Origin of the sequence: Thermomonas haemolytica (genome assembly GCF_004346265.1) — a bacterium.
Lineage (GTDB): Bacteria > Pseudomonadota > Gammaproteobacteria > Xanthomonadales > Xanthomonadaceae > Thermomonas > Thermomonas haemolytica.
Genome location: NZ_SMAP01000001.1, coordinates 509965 through 525058 on the forward strand (window position 1 = coordinate 509965; position 15094 = coordinate 525058).

Consider the following 15094-nt stretch of genomic DNA (forward strand, 5'->3'; position numbering starts at 1 on the left):
GGCGGCGCGACAATAGCCGGATGATCGATGCGTCCCGCTATCCCCTGCTGTCGCGGATCGACAGCCCCGCCGACCTGCGCCAGCTGCCGGAGGCCGAGCTGCGCGCCGTGGCCGACGAGCTGCGCGCCTACCTGATCGAATCGGTGGGCAAGTCGGGCGGCCATTTCGGCGCCGGGCTGGGGGTGGTGGAGCTGACCACCGTCCTGCACTACCTGTACGAGACCCCCGACGACCGCCTGGTGTGGGACGTCGGCCACCAGTGCTATCCGCACAAGATCCTCACCGGCCGCCGCGACCGCATCCACACGGTCAAGCAGAAGGACGGGGTGGCGCCGTTCCCCAAGCGCGAGGAATCCGAGTACGACGCCTTCGGCGTGGGGCACTCCTCGACCTCGATCTCGGCCGCGCTGGGCATGGCGATCGCCAATGCGCGCGCCGGCAATGAACGCCGGGTGGTGGCGGTGATCGGCGACGGCGCGATGACCGCGGGCATGGCCTACGAGGCGCTCGGCCACGCCGGCGGGATGGACCCGGAGCCGGACCTGCTGGTGATCCTCAACGACAACCGGATGTCGATCAGCGAGGCGGTCGGCGGGCTGACCAAGATGCTCGGCCGGCTGTCCGGCAGCCGCACCCTGAATGCGCTGCGCGAGGGCGGCAAGAAGCTGCTGGGCGACAAGCACAACCCGACCGCGCGCTTCGTCAAGCGCTGGGAAGAACACTGGAAGGGCATGTTCGTGCCCTCCACCCTGTTCGAGGAGATGGGCTTCCACTACACCGGCCCGATCGACGGCCACGACATCCCGACGCTGCTGGCCACCCTCAAGACCCTGAAGGGCCTCAAAGGCCCGCAGCTGCTGCACGTCATCACCACCAAGGGCAAGGGCTACGAGCTGGCCGAGGGCGACCAGATCGGCTACCACGCGGTCGGGCCGTTCGACCCGCAGAAGGGCGTGGTGGCCAAGCCGGGCGCGAAGAAGCCCACCTACACCGACGTGTTCGGCGACTGGCTGTGCGACATGGCCGCGGCCGAGCCGCGCCTGCTGGGGATCACCCCGGCGATGCGCGAGGGCTCCGGGCTGGTGCGCTTCAGCCAGGAATACCCGCAGCGCTATTTCGACGTGGCGATCGCCGAGCAGCATGCGGTGACGCTGGCGGCCGGGATGGCCTGCGAGGGGGCCAAGCCGGTGGTGGCGATCTATTCCAGCTTCCTGCAGCGCGCCTACGACCAGCTGGTGCACGACGTGGCGATCCAGAAACTGGACGTGCTGTTTGCGATCGACCGCGGCGGCGTGGTCGGCCCGGATGGCGCCACCCATGCCGGCAACCTCGACCTCAGCTTCCTGCGCTGCGTGCCGAACATGCTGGTGATGGCGCCGGCCGATGAAAACGAATGCCGGCAGATGCTCACCACCGGGTTCCGGCACGTGGGCCCGGCCGCGGTGCGCTACCCGCGCGGCACGGGCCCCGGGGTCGCGGTGCAGCCCGCCCTCGACGCCCTGCCGATCGGCCAGGCGCAGCTGCGCCGGCGCGGCGCGCGCATCGCGCTGCTGGCGTTCGGTGCGATCGTGCCGGCGGCGGAACAGGTCGGCGCCGAGCTCGGCCTGACCGTGGTCAACATGCGCTTCGTCAAGCCGCTGGACCGCGCGCTCCTCCTCGAACTGGCCAACACCCACGAAGGCTTCGTCACCCTCGAGGACAACGTGGTCGCGGGCGGCGCCGGCAGCGGCGTGGCCGAGCTGCTGGCCGCCGAAGGCCTCGCGCTGCCGATCCTGCACCTGGGCCTGCCGGATGCCTTCCAGCCCCATGCCAGCCGCGAGGAGCTGCTGGCCGAGGCCGGGCTGGACGTGGCCGGCATCCGCGCCGCGCTGCTGGCGCGCTGGCCGGCGCTGGGCACGCCGGCGGTCGCGCAGGCCGCGCCGTAAGCGGCCGTCGCGCGCGGCTTACTCCTCCTCCCCGCCGTCGTCGTCCGGGGCGATCACCGCGTAGCCCTTGGCCTGCAGCGCCGCCAGGTAGCCGTTCGCGCCGAGCAGGTCGTTCAGCGGCAACGCGGCGAAGCTGACCGCGTTCTTCTCCAGCGCCGCCTCGGCGGCCGCCAGCCACTTGGCACGCAATTTGGCACGGGCATCGCCAAAGCCCAGCCGCTTGCCGATCCCGGCCTCGGTGACGGCGGCGCTGCACGCCTCCCACTGGTAGGCCGGCGGCAACGCGCGCAGCGCCGGGATGTCGCCGGTGGCCCAGGCATTGGCGCGCGCGCGCATGGCGTCGAGGTCGGTCTCGATCCGGGCCAGGGTGTTGTCGAAGCAGGCCAGGTCGTCGAGCGTCGTCTTCGACCATTCCTGCAGCAGCGGCTTGGGGTCCTTGATGACGATGGTCTCCTTCACCACCGTCACCGTCGGGTGGTGCTCCTTGATCGCCTTCTCCACCACCGGCCACACCGGGTCGCGGGTGTCCAGCCCGTTCTTTTTCATCGCCGCGGTGTACAGCTCCTGCGCGGCGAACAGCGGGCGGCGCTTCTCCACCCCGCCATCGTTGCCGATGTAGCGCGCCTTCAATCCCTGCCAGCGTTCATAGGACGCGGGCGAAACCACCTCGCGCAGGGTCTTGCCGTCCGGGTTGTCGCGCGCACCCAGCAGCTTGGGCAACAGCAGCAGGCCGCGGAAGAAGCCGACGTCGGCATCGATCTGCACCCCGCGCATGCGGATCACTTCCTGCGCGTTCGCCAGCACCCGCTGCAGCGGCACGGCCTGCCACTGCATCTTCGCCGGCAGCGGGCTCAGGGTGCCGAGCAGGTAGAGGTCGTGATCGCCCTTGCGCACGATCCACATCCCCGGCCCCGGCTGCTCGCCCTGCACCACCACCGGGGCTTCGGTGCGGATGCCGTCCGCCGGCGGCGCCTGCTGTGCGCGCGCGGGCAATGCCGCCCATCCCATCATCAGCACTGCGGCCAGTCCCAGCATCGCATCCCGCATCCGCCCATCTCCCGAATTGGTGAAGCCGCGAGTGTGACGGCATCCGCGCCCGGATGTTCAACCCACGGCTGAATCCGTGGGATGCTCTTGCCATCGCCACCGCAGGGGAACACGCCATGGCCATCCGCATCGTTCGCCTGGGCAGCCCACGCACGCCGGGCGAGGGCCTGCGCATCGGCACCGTGCGCCGCCCGCCGCGCGGGGTGCCCAAGTCCGAGTACGCGCGCCGCGATTTCTACGATGTCTGGCTGCCCACCGTGGCGCCCAGCCAGGAAGCGATGGACATGGCGCATGCGGCGACCACGCCGGCGCAATGGCAGGCATTCTTCCGCCGCTACCGCCGCGAGATGCAGCGGCCGGACGCCGCGCACGCGATCGCGCTGCTGGCCGCGCTGTCGCACGCCAGCGACTTTAGCGTGGGCTGCTACTGCGAGGACGAGGCGCACTGCCACCGCCACGCGCTGCGGGAACTGCTGCAGGACGCCGGGGCGACGCTGGCCGGCTGAGGCCACCTATTCCTGCGAACGCTTCACCGGCTTGGCCACGCCGGCGGCCGCGTCCGCGATCCGCCACAGGTAGAAGCCGGCATAGCTGCGGTACGGCCCCCAGCGCTCGCCGCGCGCGGCGAGTTCCTTCGGGGTCGGCATCGCCTCCGCCTTGTCCACCGCCTGCGCGCCCTTGCGGATGCCGAGGTCGTCCACCGGCAGCACGTCGGGCCGCCCCAGCCGGAACATCAGCATCATCTCCACCGTCCAGCGCCCGATGCCACGCACCGGCACCAGCGCGGCGACGATCGCGTCGTCGTGCATGCGCGCCATCTGGCGCAGGCCCGGGATCTCGCCGGCTTCCTCGCGCCGGGCCAGGTCGCGCAGGGCCAGCAGCTTGTTGCCGGAGACCCCGCAGCCGCGCAGGGTGGCGTCGTCGATCCGGGCCAGGGTGTCGCAATGCAAGCGGTCGCTGCCGATCGCCGCCTCCACCCGTTCCACGATCGTCGCGGCCGCCTTGCCGCTGAGCTGCTGGTAGAGGATCGCCCGCGCCAGCGCATCCACCGGGTCGAACGGCTGGCGCCAGCGCGGATCGGCCGGGATCGGGCCCAGCCGGCGCATCCACGCGCCCAGCTTGCGGTCACGCCGCGCCAGATGCGCGAACGCCTGCTCGACATCGAATCCGCGCGCGTAGCTGGCCATGCCTGCCCGGCTCATCCGCGCAGCCGGTCGGCGGCCTGCAGCAGCCAGCCGCCGATCAGCAGCACGCCGCCCACCGGCGCCAGCGCCGTGGGCGCGCCCAGCAGCGCCGCGGCGGCCAGGCTGCCGGAAAACAGCAGCACCCCGGCCAGCAGCAGCCCCTGGGCCCACAGCGCGCCGGCACGCTGCGCCAGCGGCGCCAGTGCCGCCAGTGCCAAACCGTGGGCGAAACCGAAGGCCGCGGCCAGCAGCAGGCGCTCGCGCGCGGCCGGTGCCGCGGCGTGCATGGCATAGGCCGACAGCGCCACCGCCAGCGCGGCCAGCAGGCTGCCGGCGGCGGCCAGCCAGCGGCGGGCCGTGACGATCATCGGGACGGTTGCAGGGATGCGCGTCGGCATGACGGAATTGTGCACGCTCCGGAACCCGGAAAGGCAAACGCCGCGACGGTGCGCGGCGTTTGCGGAAGTAGCGTTGTCCTGGCGGACCGGCTTACTTGATCGGCCAGTACACGTCGAACTGGCCGTCGGCGGTGAACGCGCCGGCGACGCCGGACTTGTAGTCCTCGTAGGCACGGTCCTTCACGTCGTAGCCGTGGGTGGCCGCCCACGCGCGCAGGGCGTTGCGCACGTTGTCCAATTCGGCCATGTAGCCGGTATAGGACGCCATCACCGCGCGGCCGGCCGGGACCTGCTCGTATTTCACCGGCCCCTGCAGGGTGAGCTTGCCGACCGGGCCGCCATCCTTGCGGCGCACCACCTGGGCCACGTCGAAGGTGTAGGTCTCGCGGCCGAGGTCGGTGGTGACGATGCGCACCGGGCCCACCGCTTCCAAGCCGTTGGCCTCGATCACGCGCTTGATCCACTCGCTGTTGGCGTTGATCGAGGACTGGATCTGCGCGTTGCCGCGCTCGACCGCGCCGGCGCTCACGAACAGCACGTCCTCGGCCGGGCGATCCACCACCTTCGGGGTGGTCATCTTGCTGCCATTGACCGCATAGTCCACGTTCGGCACCGAGGCCAGCATGTTGGTCAACCGCGACAGGCCCAGCTTCATGTCGTCGCCCACGTGGCGGGCCACGTACAGGCCGGCGTAGCGGCCGAGCAGGTTCCAGCCGTAGTCCACGTCGTAGGTCTGGGTGATCTCGACGTTGCGGTTGTTGCGGCCGGTGGGCTTGAGGTAGAACGCGGTGCGCTTGTTGTCGCCACGCTCGATGTTGGTGATGTCGATGGCCACCTTCTCGCGCGGCACGCTCTCGACGATCTTGTAGCTGCCGCTACCCAGGCGCTCGTTCTTCGAGGAATAGTCCAGCTGGGCACCCACGCCCTCCTCCGGGCCGGACAGGGTGATCTGCATGCCCGGGTCGCGCAGGAACAGCGGGTTCCAGTCCTTGAAGCGGCGGAAGCTGTTCAGCGTGTCGAACACGATGGTCAGCTTGCGGTTGGTCTCGATCTTCTCCGACAGGTGGCGGGAAGACGGCAGCACCAGGCCCACCACCAGGTACAGGGTGAACACGATGGCGAGGGAAATCAGGATCTCGAGCAAGCGAGTCATTCAGGAATCTCCGGGGAAGGCCGTGGCGGCCAGCAGCCGCACAGACTTGCCATCTTAGCAAACCGGCCGCGCCCCGGGCGAGGCCGCCCCGGCCCGAAACGCGACGGGGCGCACCCTTCCGCGCCGGCCAGATGCGTGCCGGCGGCGATACCGCCCCGATACCGGCCCGGCGTCAAACCAGTTGCAGCTCGAACGCCTTCAACACCGCCCGCGTGCGGTCGCGCACACCGAGCTTGGACAGGGCGAGGGGCCGCCGCATGCGCGCCGACGGCGCGCGCGGCCCCGAGCGCCCGCCGCGATGCAACGCGGCGGGCCGGGCATCCTGTCCTGATCAAACCAGTTGCAGCTCGAACGCCTTCAACACCGCCCGCGTGCGGTCGCGCACGCCGAGCTTGGACAGGATGTTGGAGACGTGGTTCTTGATCGTGCCCTCGGCCACGCCCAGCGAATTGGCGATCTCCTTGTTGGAGAAGCCGGAAGCCATCAGGCGCAGAATCTCGGTCTCGCGGTCGGTCAGCGGGTCCGGGCGGTCGAGGCTGACGAATTCGTTGCGCATGTGCTCCAGCCCCGACAGCAGGCGCTGGGTCACCGCCGGCTGCACCAACGAGCCGCCGTCGGCCACGGTCTGGATGGCGCCCACCAGCTGCTCTAGCGACACGTCCTTGAGCAGATAGCCCTTGGCCCCGGCCTTGATCCCGGCCAGCACCAGCTGGTCATCGTCGAAGGTGGTGAGGATGATGGTCGGCGGCAGGGTGCCGGCCTTGCCGAGCGCCTGCAGGGCCTCCAGGCCCGACATCGCCGGCATCCGCATGTCCATCAGCACCACGTCGGGCGCGACCTGCGGGATCTGCTCCACCGCCTGGCGGCCGTCCACCGCCTCGGCCACCACCTCCACGCCCTCGGCCAGCGACAGCAGGGAGCGGATGCCCTGGCGCACCAGGGTCTGGTCATCGACCAGGAACACGCGGATGGGACGGGCTCTGCTCATGCGACGGCTCCTGCGGGAAGGGAAAGGGCGGCGTTCGGCGCCACCGGCAAGGTAATGGTGATCTGGAATCCGTGGCCGCGCTGGCTGGCGATGTCGGCCCGCCCGCCGTGCATCCGCAGACGCTCGCCCAGCCCGCGCAGGCCGTTGCCCGGCACCACCTGGTCGCTGCCGCGGCCATCGTCGCGCACCCGCAGGACCACGTCGCTGCCCTCACGGCGAGCCGACAGCCACAGCTGGCCGGCCCCGGAGTGGCGCACCGCGTTGGTGATGGCCTCCTGCGCGCAGCGCAGCAGCACGTGCGCACGCTCGGGGTCGTCCACCGTCAGCGGGGCCTGGATGTCCATATGGATCTGCAGGCTGGGCACGTTCTCGGCCAGCGGGCGCAGCGCCGCGCCGAGGTCGATGGCGCCGCCCTCGCGCAGCTGGCTGACCGCCTCGCGCACGTCGGTCAGCAGCAGCCGCGCCAGCGTGTGCGCCTGCTGCACGTGCTCCTTCACCCGCCCCTCGGAGAGATGGCCGGCCACCTCCAGGTTCAGGCTCAGCGCGGTCAGGTGGTGGCCCAACAGGTCGTGCAGCTCGCGCGCGATGCGGGTGCGCTCGTTCACCCGCGCACTGTCGGCCAGCAGCGCGCGGGTGGCGCGCAGCTCCGCGTTCAGGCGGCGCTGCTCCTCGCGCGCCTGCGCCTGCTGCAGCGCGACCAGGCTGACGATGAACACGAAGCCGGAGAAGCCCGCGTACAGCATCGACTGCATCAGCGCCTCCAGCGGGGGGAAGCCCAGCCAGCGGATGAACACCGGCGCCACCGCCAGCTGCCCGGCCAGCAGCCAGGCCACGCCCCACGGCAGCGGCAGCAGCCACGGCAGCACGCAGGCGGCCACCATCAGCAGCACGCTGCCGAGGCCGGAGCCGTTGTAATAGCTCACCCCCAGCGCGGCCAGGGTGAGCACCACCAGCAGCAGGTAGTCCGGCAGCCGGTGGCGGCGCCCGCCCAGCCCGCGGGTGAGCCAGGCATAGCAGGCCCCGAACGCCAGGTAGGCCAGCCAGCCCTGCCAGGGCATCGGCCGCAGCGCGAGGTCGTCGCCGCCCCCGGCCAGGTGCGGGGCCAGCCACAGGTACAGCAGCGGCAGCCCCACCATCGCCCAGGTGAACAGACCGGCGGCGCGCAGCAGGCGGGTATGCGAGATACGGACGAGCATGCCGCCTTATAACGCCTCCGGCGGCGGATCGCGCACCTCCAAGGTCATGCCCGCGCCGGCGGCACGTGCGATAATCCCCGACCGGCGCGCCATGGTGGGCCGCCCGCAGCCGCTACCCGGAGTCTGAAGGAATGACGATCGCCATCCGCGACGTGCGCGAGCACGAGCTGGATTCCGTCCTGGCCCTCAACAATGCGGCTGGTCCTGCGATCCTTCCGCTGGATGCCCCGCGCCTGCGCCGGCTGTACGACCACGCCGAGTATTTCCGGGTGGCCGAACGCGACGGCGCGCTGGCGGGCTTCCTGATCGGCTTCGGCGCGCACGCCGCCCACGACAGCGTCAATTTCGCCTGGTTCCGCGCGCGCCACCCCGATTTCTTCTACATCGACCGCGTGGTGGTGGCCAGCCGCCGCCGCGGCGGCGGCGTGGGCCGCGCGCTGTATGCCGACGTGCAGAGCTATGCCGAGCTGCGCTACCCGCAGCTGGCCTGCGAGGTGTTCCTGGAACAGGGCGCCGACCACGCGCTGCTGTTCCACGGCAGCTTCGGCTTCCGCGAGGTCGGCCAGAACGTGATGGCCGAGCACGGCCTGCGCGCGGCGATGCTGATGAAGTCGCTGTGCAGCTACGAATGGGTGCGCCAGACCTACGGTGATGCCCTGCCGGACGTGCCCTGGCTGCAGCGCCCGCGCCCGCAGGCCGCCAGCGCCGCCGCCCGCGAGGCCTGCGCATGAGCGCGCAGCCGGGTTACGCCCAGGCCGGCGAGCTCAAGTTCGGCCAGGTCGGCATCGCCAACCTGCGCATCCGCCACCTCGATCCCGAGCAGCTGGCGCGCGAGATGCGCGAGCGCGTGCAACGCGCGCCCAACCTGTTCGCGCGCGCGGCGGTGGTGCTGGATTTCGGCGGCCTGCTGCAGGCCCCGAGCGCAGAGCAGGCGCGGGCCCTGATCGCAGCCCTGCGCGAGGCCGGCGTGCTGCCGGTGGCGCTGGCCTACGGCACCCGCGAGATCGACGCCCTGGCGCGCGAGCTTGGCTTGCCGCTGCTGGCCAAGTTCCGCGCCCAGTACGAACCTGCCGCGGCGGAAGCGGCACCCGCAGCGCCGCCCACGCCGCCTCCCGCTCCCGCCCAGTCGGCCGCGCCCCCCCCGCCGCCCGCCACGCGCGCCGGCGACGGCAAGCCCGGCCTGATCCAGTCCGCCCCGGTGCGCTCCGGCCAGCAGGTGTACGCCGAACAGCGCGACCTGACCGTGCTCTCCACCGTGGGTGCTGGCGCCGAGGTGCTGGCCGATGGCAGCATCCACATCTATGGGGCCCTGCGCGGCCGCGCCCTGGCCGGCGCGCAGGGGAATACCGAGGCCCGCATCTTCTGCCGCGAGTTCCATGCGGAACTGGTGGCGGTGGCGGGCCATTACAAAGTGCTGGAAGACATCCCGGCGGACCTGCGCGGCAAGGCCGTGCAGGTCTGGCTGGACCACGGACAACTCAAGCTGGCGGCGCTCGACTGAGCCCCCGGCCCATCACGGAGAAGCCAACTTGGCCGAAATCATCGTCATCACCTCGGGCAAGGGCGGCGTGGGCAAGACCACGACCAGCGCCAGCCTCGCCACCGGACTCGCGCGCCACGGCAAGAAGGTCGCCGTGATCGACTTCGACGTCGGCCTGCGCAACCTCGACCTGATCATGGGCTGCGAGCGGCGGGTGGTGTACGACTTCGTCAACGTCATCCACGGCGAGGCCACGCTCAAGCAGGCGCTGATCAAGGACAAGCGCTTCGACAACCTGTACGTGCTGGCCGCCAGCCAGACCCGCGACAAGGATGCGCTGAGCAAGGACGGCGTGGAGAAGGTGCTGAAGGAACTGGCCGCCGACGGCTTCGACTACATCCTGTGCGACAGCCCGGCCGGGATCGAGAAGGGCGCGTTCCTGGCGATGTACTTCGCCGACCGCGCGGTGGTGGTGGTGAACCCGGAAGTCTCCTCGGTGCGCGACTCCGACCGCGTGCTGGGCCTGCTGGCCTCCAAGACCCACCGCGCCGAGCGCAACGACGGCGAGGTCACCGCGCACCTGCTGCTGACCCGCTACAGCCCGGCGCGGGTGGAGAGCGGCGAGATGCTCTCGATCGCCGACGTGGAGGAAGTGCTGGGCCTGAAGACCATCGGCGTGATCCCCGAGTCCGGCGACGTGCTGAACGCGTCCAACAAGGGCGAGCCGGTGATCATGGACATGGAGTCGATCGCCGGCCAGGCCTACGACGACGCGGTGGCGCGGCTGCTGGGCGAGGACCGCCCGATGCGCTTCACCACGGTCGAGAAGAAGGGCTTCTTCAGCAAGCTGTTCGGGGGCTGACGCATGTCCATCTTCGACTTCCTCAAGCCCAAGAAGAACACCGCGCAGACCGCCAAGAACCGCCTGCAGATCATCATCGCGCAGGAGCGCAGCTCGGCCGGCGCGCCGGACTACATGCCCCTGCTGCGGCGCGAGATCCTGGAAGTGATCAGCAAGTACGTGGCGGTGGAAGCCGACGCGGTGAAGGTGGACCTGATCAAGGACGGCGAGCACGACGTGCTGGACATCTCGGTATCGCTGCCCGACCGCGGCAGCGCCCCCGCCGGCGCCTGAGCCCGCCCCTCCGCGCGTCCACGCCCCCCGCCCCGCAACGGCCGGACCCACGCTGCAGATGCCATCGCCGCACCCCCCGCACGGCACCCTTCCCGCCGCCGACGTGCTGCGGCTGTCCGACATCGGCTTCGACGCGCCGCGCGCGCTGCTGCAACGCTACGGCCTGGCGCTCGTGCAGGTGCCCGACGGCGCGCCCATCCCGGGCAGCTACTGGGGCGAGCCGGAGGCCGGCATCATCGGCGCCACGGTGTATGCGCGCGCCGATACCCCGGTGCACTCGCTGCTGCACGAGGCCGGGCACCTGGTCGTGCTGCCGCCGGAGCGGCGCGCGGCGATCCATACCGACGCCACCGACTCGATCCCGGAGGAGGATGCGGTGTGCGTGCTGCAGGGCCTGCTCGGCGACGCCCTGCCCGGCGTCGGCCGCGACCGGGTCTGGGCCGACATGGATGCCTGGGGCTATACCTTCCGCCTCGGATCGGCGCGCGCCTACGTCGAGCACGATGCCGAATCGGCCTGGGCCTGGCTGCGCGCGCACGGGCTGGTGGACGCCCGCGGGGCGCTGCTGTTCCCCGCCTGAGCGCGGGCAGCACGAACGGCACGCCTGCGCGGCTTCGACCAGGCCCTCGCCCTCCTTCGTTTTTGCCCACGTTCAGCGCGATACTCCGCGCATGGACGCCGACCTCGCCCCGCAGGACCCCGCCACCGCCACCGCGCTGCCGGCCCGCTTCTACGTCGATCCGGCGATGCCGGCGCGCGACCGCCGCGCCATCTTCGACCGCAGCTGGCAGCTGGTGGCGCACGTCAGCCAGTTGCCGCAGGCGGGCGACCACGTGGTGGCCGACCTCGCCGGCCTGCCGGTGCTGGCGGTGCGCGATGGCGGCGGCGCGATCCACGTGCTGCACAACGTCTGCCGCCACCGCGCCGGCCCGATCGCGCAGTGCGACGGCCGCGGCGCGAAGGCGCTGCGCTGCCGCTACCACGGCTGGACCTACACCCTGGACGGGCGCCTGCGCGCGGCCCCCGAAATGCAGGGCGCGGCGGGCTTTGCGATGGCCGATGTGCGCCTGCCGTCGCTGGCGGTGCGGATCTGGCAGGGGCTGGTGTTTGCCGCGATCGACGCCGACGGCGCGCCGGACTTCGACGCCTTCGTCGCCGGCATCGACGCGCGGCTGGGCGCCGAGCGCAACCTGGCCGGCTACGGCGGGCACCACCGCGTGGCCTACGACATCGCCTGCAACTGGAAGGTGTACGTCGACAATTACCTCGAGGGCTACCACGTCCCGCACGTGCATCCCGGGCTGAACCGGCTGCTGGACTACCGCAGCTACCGCACCGAGCTGATGCGCTGGCACAGCCTGCAATGGAGCCCGCTGGAGAGCGACCCGGCGCTGTACGGCAACGGCGATGCGCTGTACTACTGGCTGTGGCCGAACACCATGCTCAATATCCTGCCCGGCCGGCTGCAGACCAATACCGTGATCCCGCTGGGCGTGGACCGCTGCCGCGTCCTGTTCGACAGCTACTATGCCGCCGATGCCGACCCCGCGCGGCGCGAGGCCGACATCGCCTTCAGTGACCAGGTGCAGCACGAGGATCTTTCCATCTGCGAGGACGTGCAGCGCGGGATGGCCTCCGGCAGCTATGTGCCGGGCCGCCTGAATCCACTGCGCGAGACCGGCGTGCACCACTTCCACGAACTCCTGCGCGCGGCCTACCGCGCGGATGCCGCGGCGTGAGCCCACCGCGTCCGCTGGGGCTGTGGGCGGCCACCGCGCTGGTGGTGGGCAGCATGATCGGCAGCGGCGTGTTCCTGCTGCCGGCGGCGCTGGCCCCGTATGGCGCCGCCAGCCTGCTGGGCTGGGGCATCGCGCTCACCGGCGCGCTGCTGCTGGCCGCCACTTTCGCCCGCCTGGCGGTGCAGTGGCCACATACCGGCGGGCCGTATGCCTACACCCGCCACGCCTTCGGTGATGGGGCGGGGTTTGCGATCGCCTGGAGCTATTGGGTCTCGATCTGGTCCGGCATGGCGGCGATCGCGGTGGCCTTCGCCGGCAGTCTGGGCGCGCTGTTCCCGGCACTGACCGCCACCCCGCTGCGCGCCGCGCTGTGCGCGCTGGCGGCGCTGTGGGCATGCACGCTGGTGAACCTGACCGGGCTGCGCGAGGCCGGGCGCATGCAGGTGCTGCTGACCGCGCTGAAGCTGCTGCCGCTGCTGCTGTTCGGACTGGTGGCGCTGTGGTGGCTGGAGCCCGGCCGCTACGTCCCGTTCAACCCGAGCGGGCAGCCGCTGCCGCAGGTGGCCAATACCACCGTGATCCTCACCATGTGGGCGTTGTGCGGGCTGGAGGTGGCAACAGTACCGGCCGGCGCGATCCGCGACCCGGCGCGCACCATCCCGCGCGCCACCGTGCTCGGCACCCTGCTGGCGGGCGTGGCCACGCTGCTGGCCTGCACGGCGGTGATCGGGCTGGTCCCGGCCGACGTGCTGAAGACCTCGGGCGCGCCGATGGCCGAGGCCGCCAGCCGCACCTGGGGCCCACTGGCGGGCCAGGCGATCGCGGCGCTGGCCGCGGTGGCCACCTTCGGCGCCATCAACGGCTGGGTGCTGGTCTGCGCGCAGGTGTCGCTGGCCGCGGCCGCCGATGGCCTGTTCCCACGCGCATTCGCACGCCGCGATGCGCGCGGCACCCCGGCCTTCGGCCTGCTGGCCGGCAGCGGCCTGGCCACCGTGCTGGTGATCGCCAGCTACAGCCGCTCGCTGGTGGCCCTGTTCACCTTCATCCTGCTGATCTCCACCTCAGCCATCCTGCTGCCGTACGCGGCCAGCAGCGCGGCGTGGCTGCGGCGCGGCACCGGCGGCGGACGGATCGTCGCGGCGCTGGCGCTGCTGTACAGCCTGTACGCGCTGTCCGGCGCCGGCGCCGAGGCGCTGGCCTGGGGCGCGGTGCTGCTGCTGGCAGGACTACCGGTCTATCTGGCGATGCGCGCGGGCCGGGCGCGCTGACTGCGCACGCGCCGGCGACGATTCATCCGCCTATAGCTCGCTGGGCTCCAGCGCCGCCGGTTCCTCGGGCACCCGCAGCGCCTGCCGCCAGGAATGGCCTTCCCAGCGCCAGAACAGCCAGCCGACCAGCACGAAGGCGGCGGCGCCCAGCGCCAGATGCAGGCCGCTGGCGCTGACCAGCGGCGAGAGCACGCCGGCGATGACGGCATTCACCAGCAGCCCGAAGAACGCCTGCAGCGAGGACGCGCTGCCGCGCTGGCGCGGGAACAGGTCGAGGATGGCCAGGGTGATGACCGGGAACGCCAGCGCGATCCCGAACGCATGCAGGCTGACCGGCAGCACCGCCCACGGCACCGCCGGCGTGGCCACCCCGAGGTTGTAGCCGATGTCCAGCAGCATCGCGACGCCGGAACAGGCGAACCCGAGGTTGGCCAGGCGGCGGCCATCGATGCGGCCGGCGACGCGCCCGGACACGAACGCGCCCAGCATCATGCCCGCGATCATGGGAATGAAGAACCAGCCGAACTGGCGCTCGTTCAGGCCCAGCAGGTCGAGCACGAAGGCCGGGGCCGAGGCGATGTACAGGAACAGCGCGCCGAAGTTGAAACCGGCCGCCAGCGACAGCCGCAGGAAGCGCGGGTGGCGGCCGATGCCGAGGTAGCCACGCAGCAGCGACCGCGACCGCAGCGGCAGGCGTGCCGGCGGCGGATGGGTCTCGGGCAGTGCGCGCCACACCGCCAGCGCCAGCAGCGCCGCGAACGCCGCCAGGAACCAGAAGATCGCCGGCCAACGCTGCCAGCCCAGCAGCCAGCCGCCCAGGATCGGCGCCACCGCGGGGGCGATGCCGAAGATCATCGAGACCTGGCTCATCAGGCGCTGGGCGGCGTGGCCGTGCAGCACGTCGCGGATCACCGCCCGCCCCACGATCAGCCCCACTCCCGCACTGAGGCCCTGCAGGGCGCGGAACGCCAGCAGCTGCGGCAGGGTGGTGGCCAGCGCGCAGCCCAGCGAAGCCAGCACGAACACCCCCAGCCCGGCCAGGATCACCCGCTTGCGGCCCAGCGCGTCCGACAGCGGGCCGTGCACCAGGCTCATGCCCGCGTAGGCCAGCAGGTAGGCGCTGATGGTTTGCTGCATCGCCAGCTTGTCGGCCCCCAGCTGCGCGCCGATCTGCGGGAAGGCCGGGAAGAGGGTGTCGATCGAGAACGGCCCGAACATGGCCAGCCCGCCCAGCAGCAGGGCCAGGCGGCGGGGTGGCGGCGTCGATGGAGAGGGCATCGACCGATTGTACGGAGACGGCGACCGGCGGCGGCCGCCACGGGCGGCCCGCCCTGTATAATCACGGCCGCACGGAGGGAGAAGCACGCGGGCCCCAGGCACGCGGCGCTGCCGAAGGCGCAACCGCCCGGAATCGCTCAGGCCGAAGACCGCCGTGTGACCACACTCTGGAGAGATCGGCACGCCCATCCACCGGGCGATGCCGGCGCCGAAGGGGCACGAAGCCGCGCGGACCACCCTCCCCGCCCGCGCGCTTTAAAACTCTCAGGCAGAAGGACAGAGCGGGCATCCCCTCCCCCGCGC

The 15094-nt window shown here is 71.6% G+C and carries 16 protein-coding genes and 1 riboswitch; of the genes, 9 read left to right on the plus strand and 7 right to left on the minus strand.

Annotated elements, in window-relative coordinates:
• Window positions 1–20 precede the first annotated feature (20 nt).
• A complete protein-coding gene (gene dxs, locus EDC34_RS02390; protein ID WP_114959232.1) occupies window positions 21–1925 on the plus strand; it encodes a 1-deoxy-D-xylulose-5-phosphate synthase in 1905 nt (634 codons plus the stop codon).
• Window positions 1926–1943: 18 nt separating this feature from the next.
• On the opposite strand, the gene EDC34_RS02395 is transcribed toward dxs, so the two are convergent.
• A complete protein-coding gene (locus tag EDC34_RS02395) occupies window positions 1944–2972 on the minus strand; it encodes a TraB/GumN family protein (RefSeq protein ID WP_114959233.1) in 1029 nt (342 codons plus the stop codon).
• Between the two features lie 116 nt (window positions 2973–3088).
• Between EDC34_RS02395 and EDC34_RS02400 the strand changes: the two genes are divergently transcribed.
• Window positions 3089–3478, plus strand: a complete 390-nt coding sequence (locus EDC34_RS02400) for a DUF488 domain-containing protein (RefSeq protein ID WP_114959286.1) — start codon at window positions 3089–3091, stop codon at window positions 3476–3478.
• Window positions 3479–3484: 6 nt separating this feature from the next.
• Here EDC34_RS02400 and EDC34_RS02405 read toward each other — a convergent pair whose 3' ends face one another.
• From EDC34_RS02405 to EDC34_RS02430, 5 genes are all read right to left on the minus strand, one after another.
• Window positions 3485–4159 carry a DNA-3-methyladenine glycosylase family protein gene (locus tag EDC34_RS02405; protein WP_114959234.1) on the minus strand — a complete coding sequence of 225 codons (675 nt, stop codon included), beginning with the start codon at window positions 4157–4159 and terminating at the stop codon, window positions 3485–3487.
• 11 nt (window positions 4160–4170) lie between these two features.
• Window positions 4171–4554 (minus strand): DUF423 domain-containing protein, encoded by a 384-nt coding sequence (locus EDC34_RS02410; RefSeq protein WP_205388027.1) that lies wholly within the window; start codon window positions 4552–4554, stop codon window positions 4171–4173.
• A gap of 91 nt (window positions 4555–4645) precedes the next feature.
• Window positions 4646–5707: a GyrI-like domain-containing protein gene (locus EDC34_RS02415; RefSeq protein ID WP_114959236.1), complete on the minus strand. Its 1062-nt coding sequence runs from the start codon at window positions 5705–5707 to the stop codon at window positions 4646–4648.
• Between the two features lie 331 nt (window positions 5708–6038).
• Entirely contained in the window at window positions 6039–6695 is a 657-nt protein-coding gene (locus tag EDC34_RS02425) for a response regulator (RefSeq protein ID WP_114959238.1), read from the minus strand.
• Entirely contained in the window at window positions 6692–7891 is a 1200-nt protein-coding gene (locus EDC34_RS02430; protein ID WP_114959239.1) for a sensor histidine kinase, read from the minus strand. The genes EDC34_RS02425 and EDC34_RS02430 overlap by 4 nt, the downstream gene beginning before the upstream one ends.
• Before the next feature lie 131 nt (window positions 7892–8022).
• Here EDC34_RS02430 and EDC34_RS02435 point away from each other — a divergent pair, with 131 nt between their 5' ends.
• The 7 genes from EDC34_RS02435 to EDC34_RS02465 all read left to right on the plus strand — a co-directional run bounded on the left by EDC34_RS02435 (window position 8023) and on the right by EDC34_RS02465 (window position 13513).
• Window positions 8023–8622: a GNAT family N-acetyltransferase gene (locus tag EDC34_RS02435; protein ID WP_114959240.1), complete on the plus strand. Its 600-nt coding sequence runs from the start codon at window positions 8023–8025 to the stop codon at window positions 8620–8622.
• On the plus strand, window positions 8619–9392 hold the full coding sequence (minC, locus tag EDC34_RS02440; protein ID WP_132982834.1) for a septum site-determining protein MinC: 774 nt from the start codon (window positions 8619–8621) through the stop codon (window positions 9390–9392). The genes EDC34_RS02435 and minC overlap by 4 nt, the downstream gene beginning before the upstream one ends.
• Window positions 9393–9420: 28 nt before the next feature.
• A complete protein-coding gene (gene minD / locus EDC34_RS02445) occupies window positions 9421–10233 on the plus strand; it encodes a septum site-determining protein MinD (protein WP_114961138.1) in 813 nt (270 codons plus the stop codon).
• A 3-nt stretch (window positions 10234–10236) separates the two neighbouring features.
• Window positions 10237–10506, plus strand: coding sequence for a cell division topological specificity factor MinE (gene minE / locus EDC34_RS02450; RefSeq protein WP_132982835.1), 270 nt, complete (start codon window positions 10237–10239; stop codon window positions 10504–10506).
• A gap of 58 nt (window positions 10507–10564) precedes the next feature.
• Entirely contained in the window at window positions 10565–11086 is a 522-nt protein-coding gene (locus EDC34_RS02455; RefSeq protein WP_114960047.1) for a hypothetical protein, read from the plus strand.
• 91 nt (window positions 11087–11177) lie between these two features.
• A complete protein-coding gene (locus EDC34_RS02460; RefSeq protein WP_114960048.1) occupies window positions 11178–12245 on the plus strand; it encodes an aromatic ring-hydroxylating oxygenase subunit alpha in 1068 nt (355 codons plus the stop codon).
• Window positions 12242–13513 carry an amino acid permease gene (locus tag EDC34_RS02465; protein ID WP_240311085.1) on the plus strand — a complete coding sequence of 424 codons (1272 nt, stop codon included), beginning with the start codon at window positions 12242–12244 and terminating at the stop codon, window positions 13511–13513. The genes EDC34_RS02460 and EDC34_RS02465 overlap by 4 nt, the downstream gene beginning before the upstream one ends.
• Window positions 13514–13543: 30 nt before the next feature.
• Here EDC34_RS02465 and EDC34_RS02470 read toward each other — a convergent pair whose 3' ends face one another.
• Window positions 13544–14791 carry a multidrug effflux MFS transporter gene (locus EDC34_RS02470; protein ID WP_114960049.1) on the minus strand — a complete coding sequence of 416 codons (1248 nt, stop codon included), beginning with the start codon at window positions 14789–14791 and terminating at the stop codon, window positions 13544–13546.
• 157 nt (window positions 14792–14948) lie between these two features.
• A riboswitch (glycine riboswitch) is annotated at window positions 14949–15081 on the plus strand.
• The last annotated feature ends 13 nt before the right edge of the window (window positions 15082–15094 follow it).

Coding starts and splice junctions, on each gene's coding strand:
- minC (WP_132982834.1), top strand. CDS start 8,619: ATGAGCGCGCAGCCGGGTTACGCCCAGGCCGGCGAGCTCAAGTTCGGC.
- EDC34_RS02470 (WP_114960049.1), bottom strand. CDS start 14,791: ATGCCCTCTCCATCGACGCCGCCACCCCGCCGCCTGGCCCTGCTGCTG.
- EDC34_RS02435 (WP_114959240.1), top strand. CDS start 8,023: ATGACGATCGCCATCCGCGACGTGCGCGAGCACGAGCTGGATTCCGTC.
- EDC34_RS02405 (WP_114959234.1), bottom strand. CDS start 4,159: ATGGCCAGCTACGCGCGCGGATTCGATGTCGAGCAGGCGTTCGCGCAT.
- minE (WP_132982835.1), top strand. CDS start 10,237: ATGTCCATCTTCGACTTCCTCAAGCCCAAGAAGAACACCGCGCAGACC.
- EDC34_RS02455 (WP_114960047.1), top strand. CDS start 10,565: ATGCCATCGCCGCACCCCCCGCACGGCACCCTTCCCGCCGCCGACGTG.
- EDC34_RS02430 (WP_114959239.1), bottom strand. CDS start 7,891: ATGCTCGTCCGTATCTCGCATACCCGCCTGCTGCGCGCCGCCGGTCTG.
- EDC34_RS02395 (WP_114959233.1), bottom strand. CDS start 2,972: ATGCGGGATGCGATGCTGGGACTGGCCGCAGTGCTGATGATGGGATGG.
- EDC34_RS02415 (WP_114959236.1), bottom strand. CDS start 5,707: ATGACTCGCTTGCTCGAGATCCTGATTTCCCTCGCCATCGTGTTCACC.
- EDC34_RS02410 (WP_205388027.1), bottom strand. CDS start 4,554: ATGCCGACGCGCATCCCTGCAACCGTCCCGATGATCGTCACGGCCCGC.
- EDC34_RS02460 (WP_114960048.1), top strand. CDS start 11,178: ATGGACGCCGACCTCGCCCCGCAGGACCCCGCCACCGCCACCGCGCTG.
- dxs (WP_114959232.1), top strand. CDS start 21: ATGATCGATGCGTCCCGCTATCCCCTGCTGTCGCGGATCGACAGCCCC.
- EDC34_RS02400 (WP_114959286.1), top strand. CDS start 3,089: ATGGCCATCCGCATCGTTCGCCTGGGCAGCCCACGCACGCCGGGCGAG.
- EDC34_RS02425 (WP_114959238.1), bottom strand. CDS start 6,695: ATGAGCAGAGCCCGTCCCATCCGCGTGTTCCTGGTCGATGACCAGACC.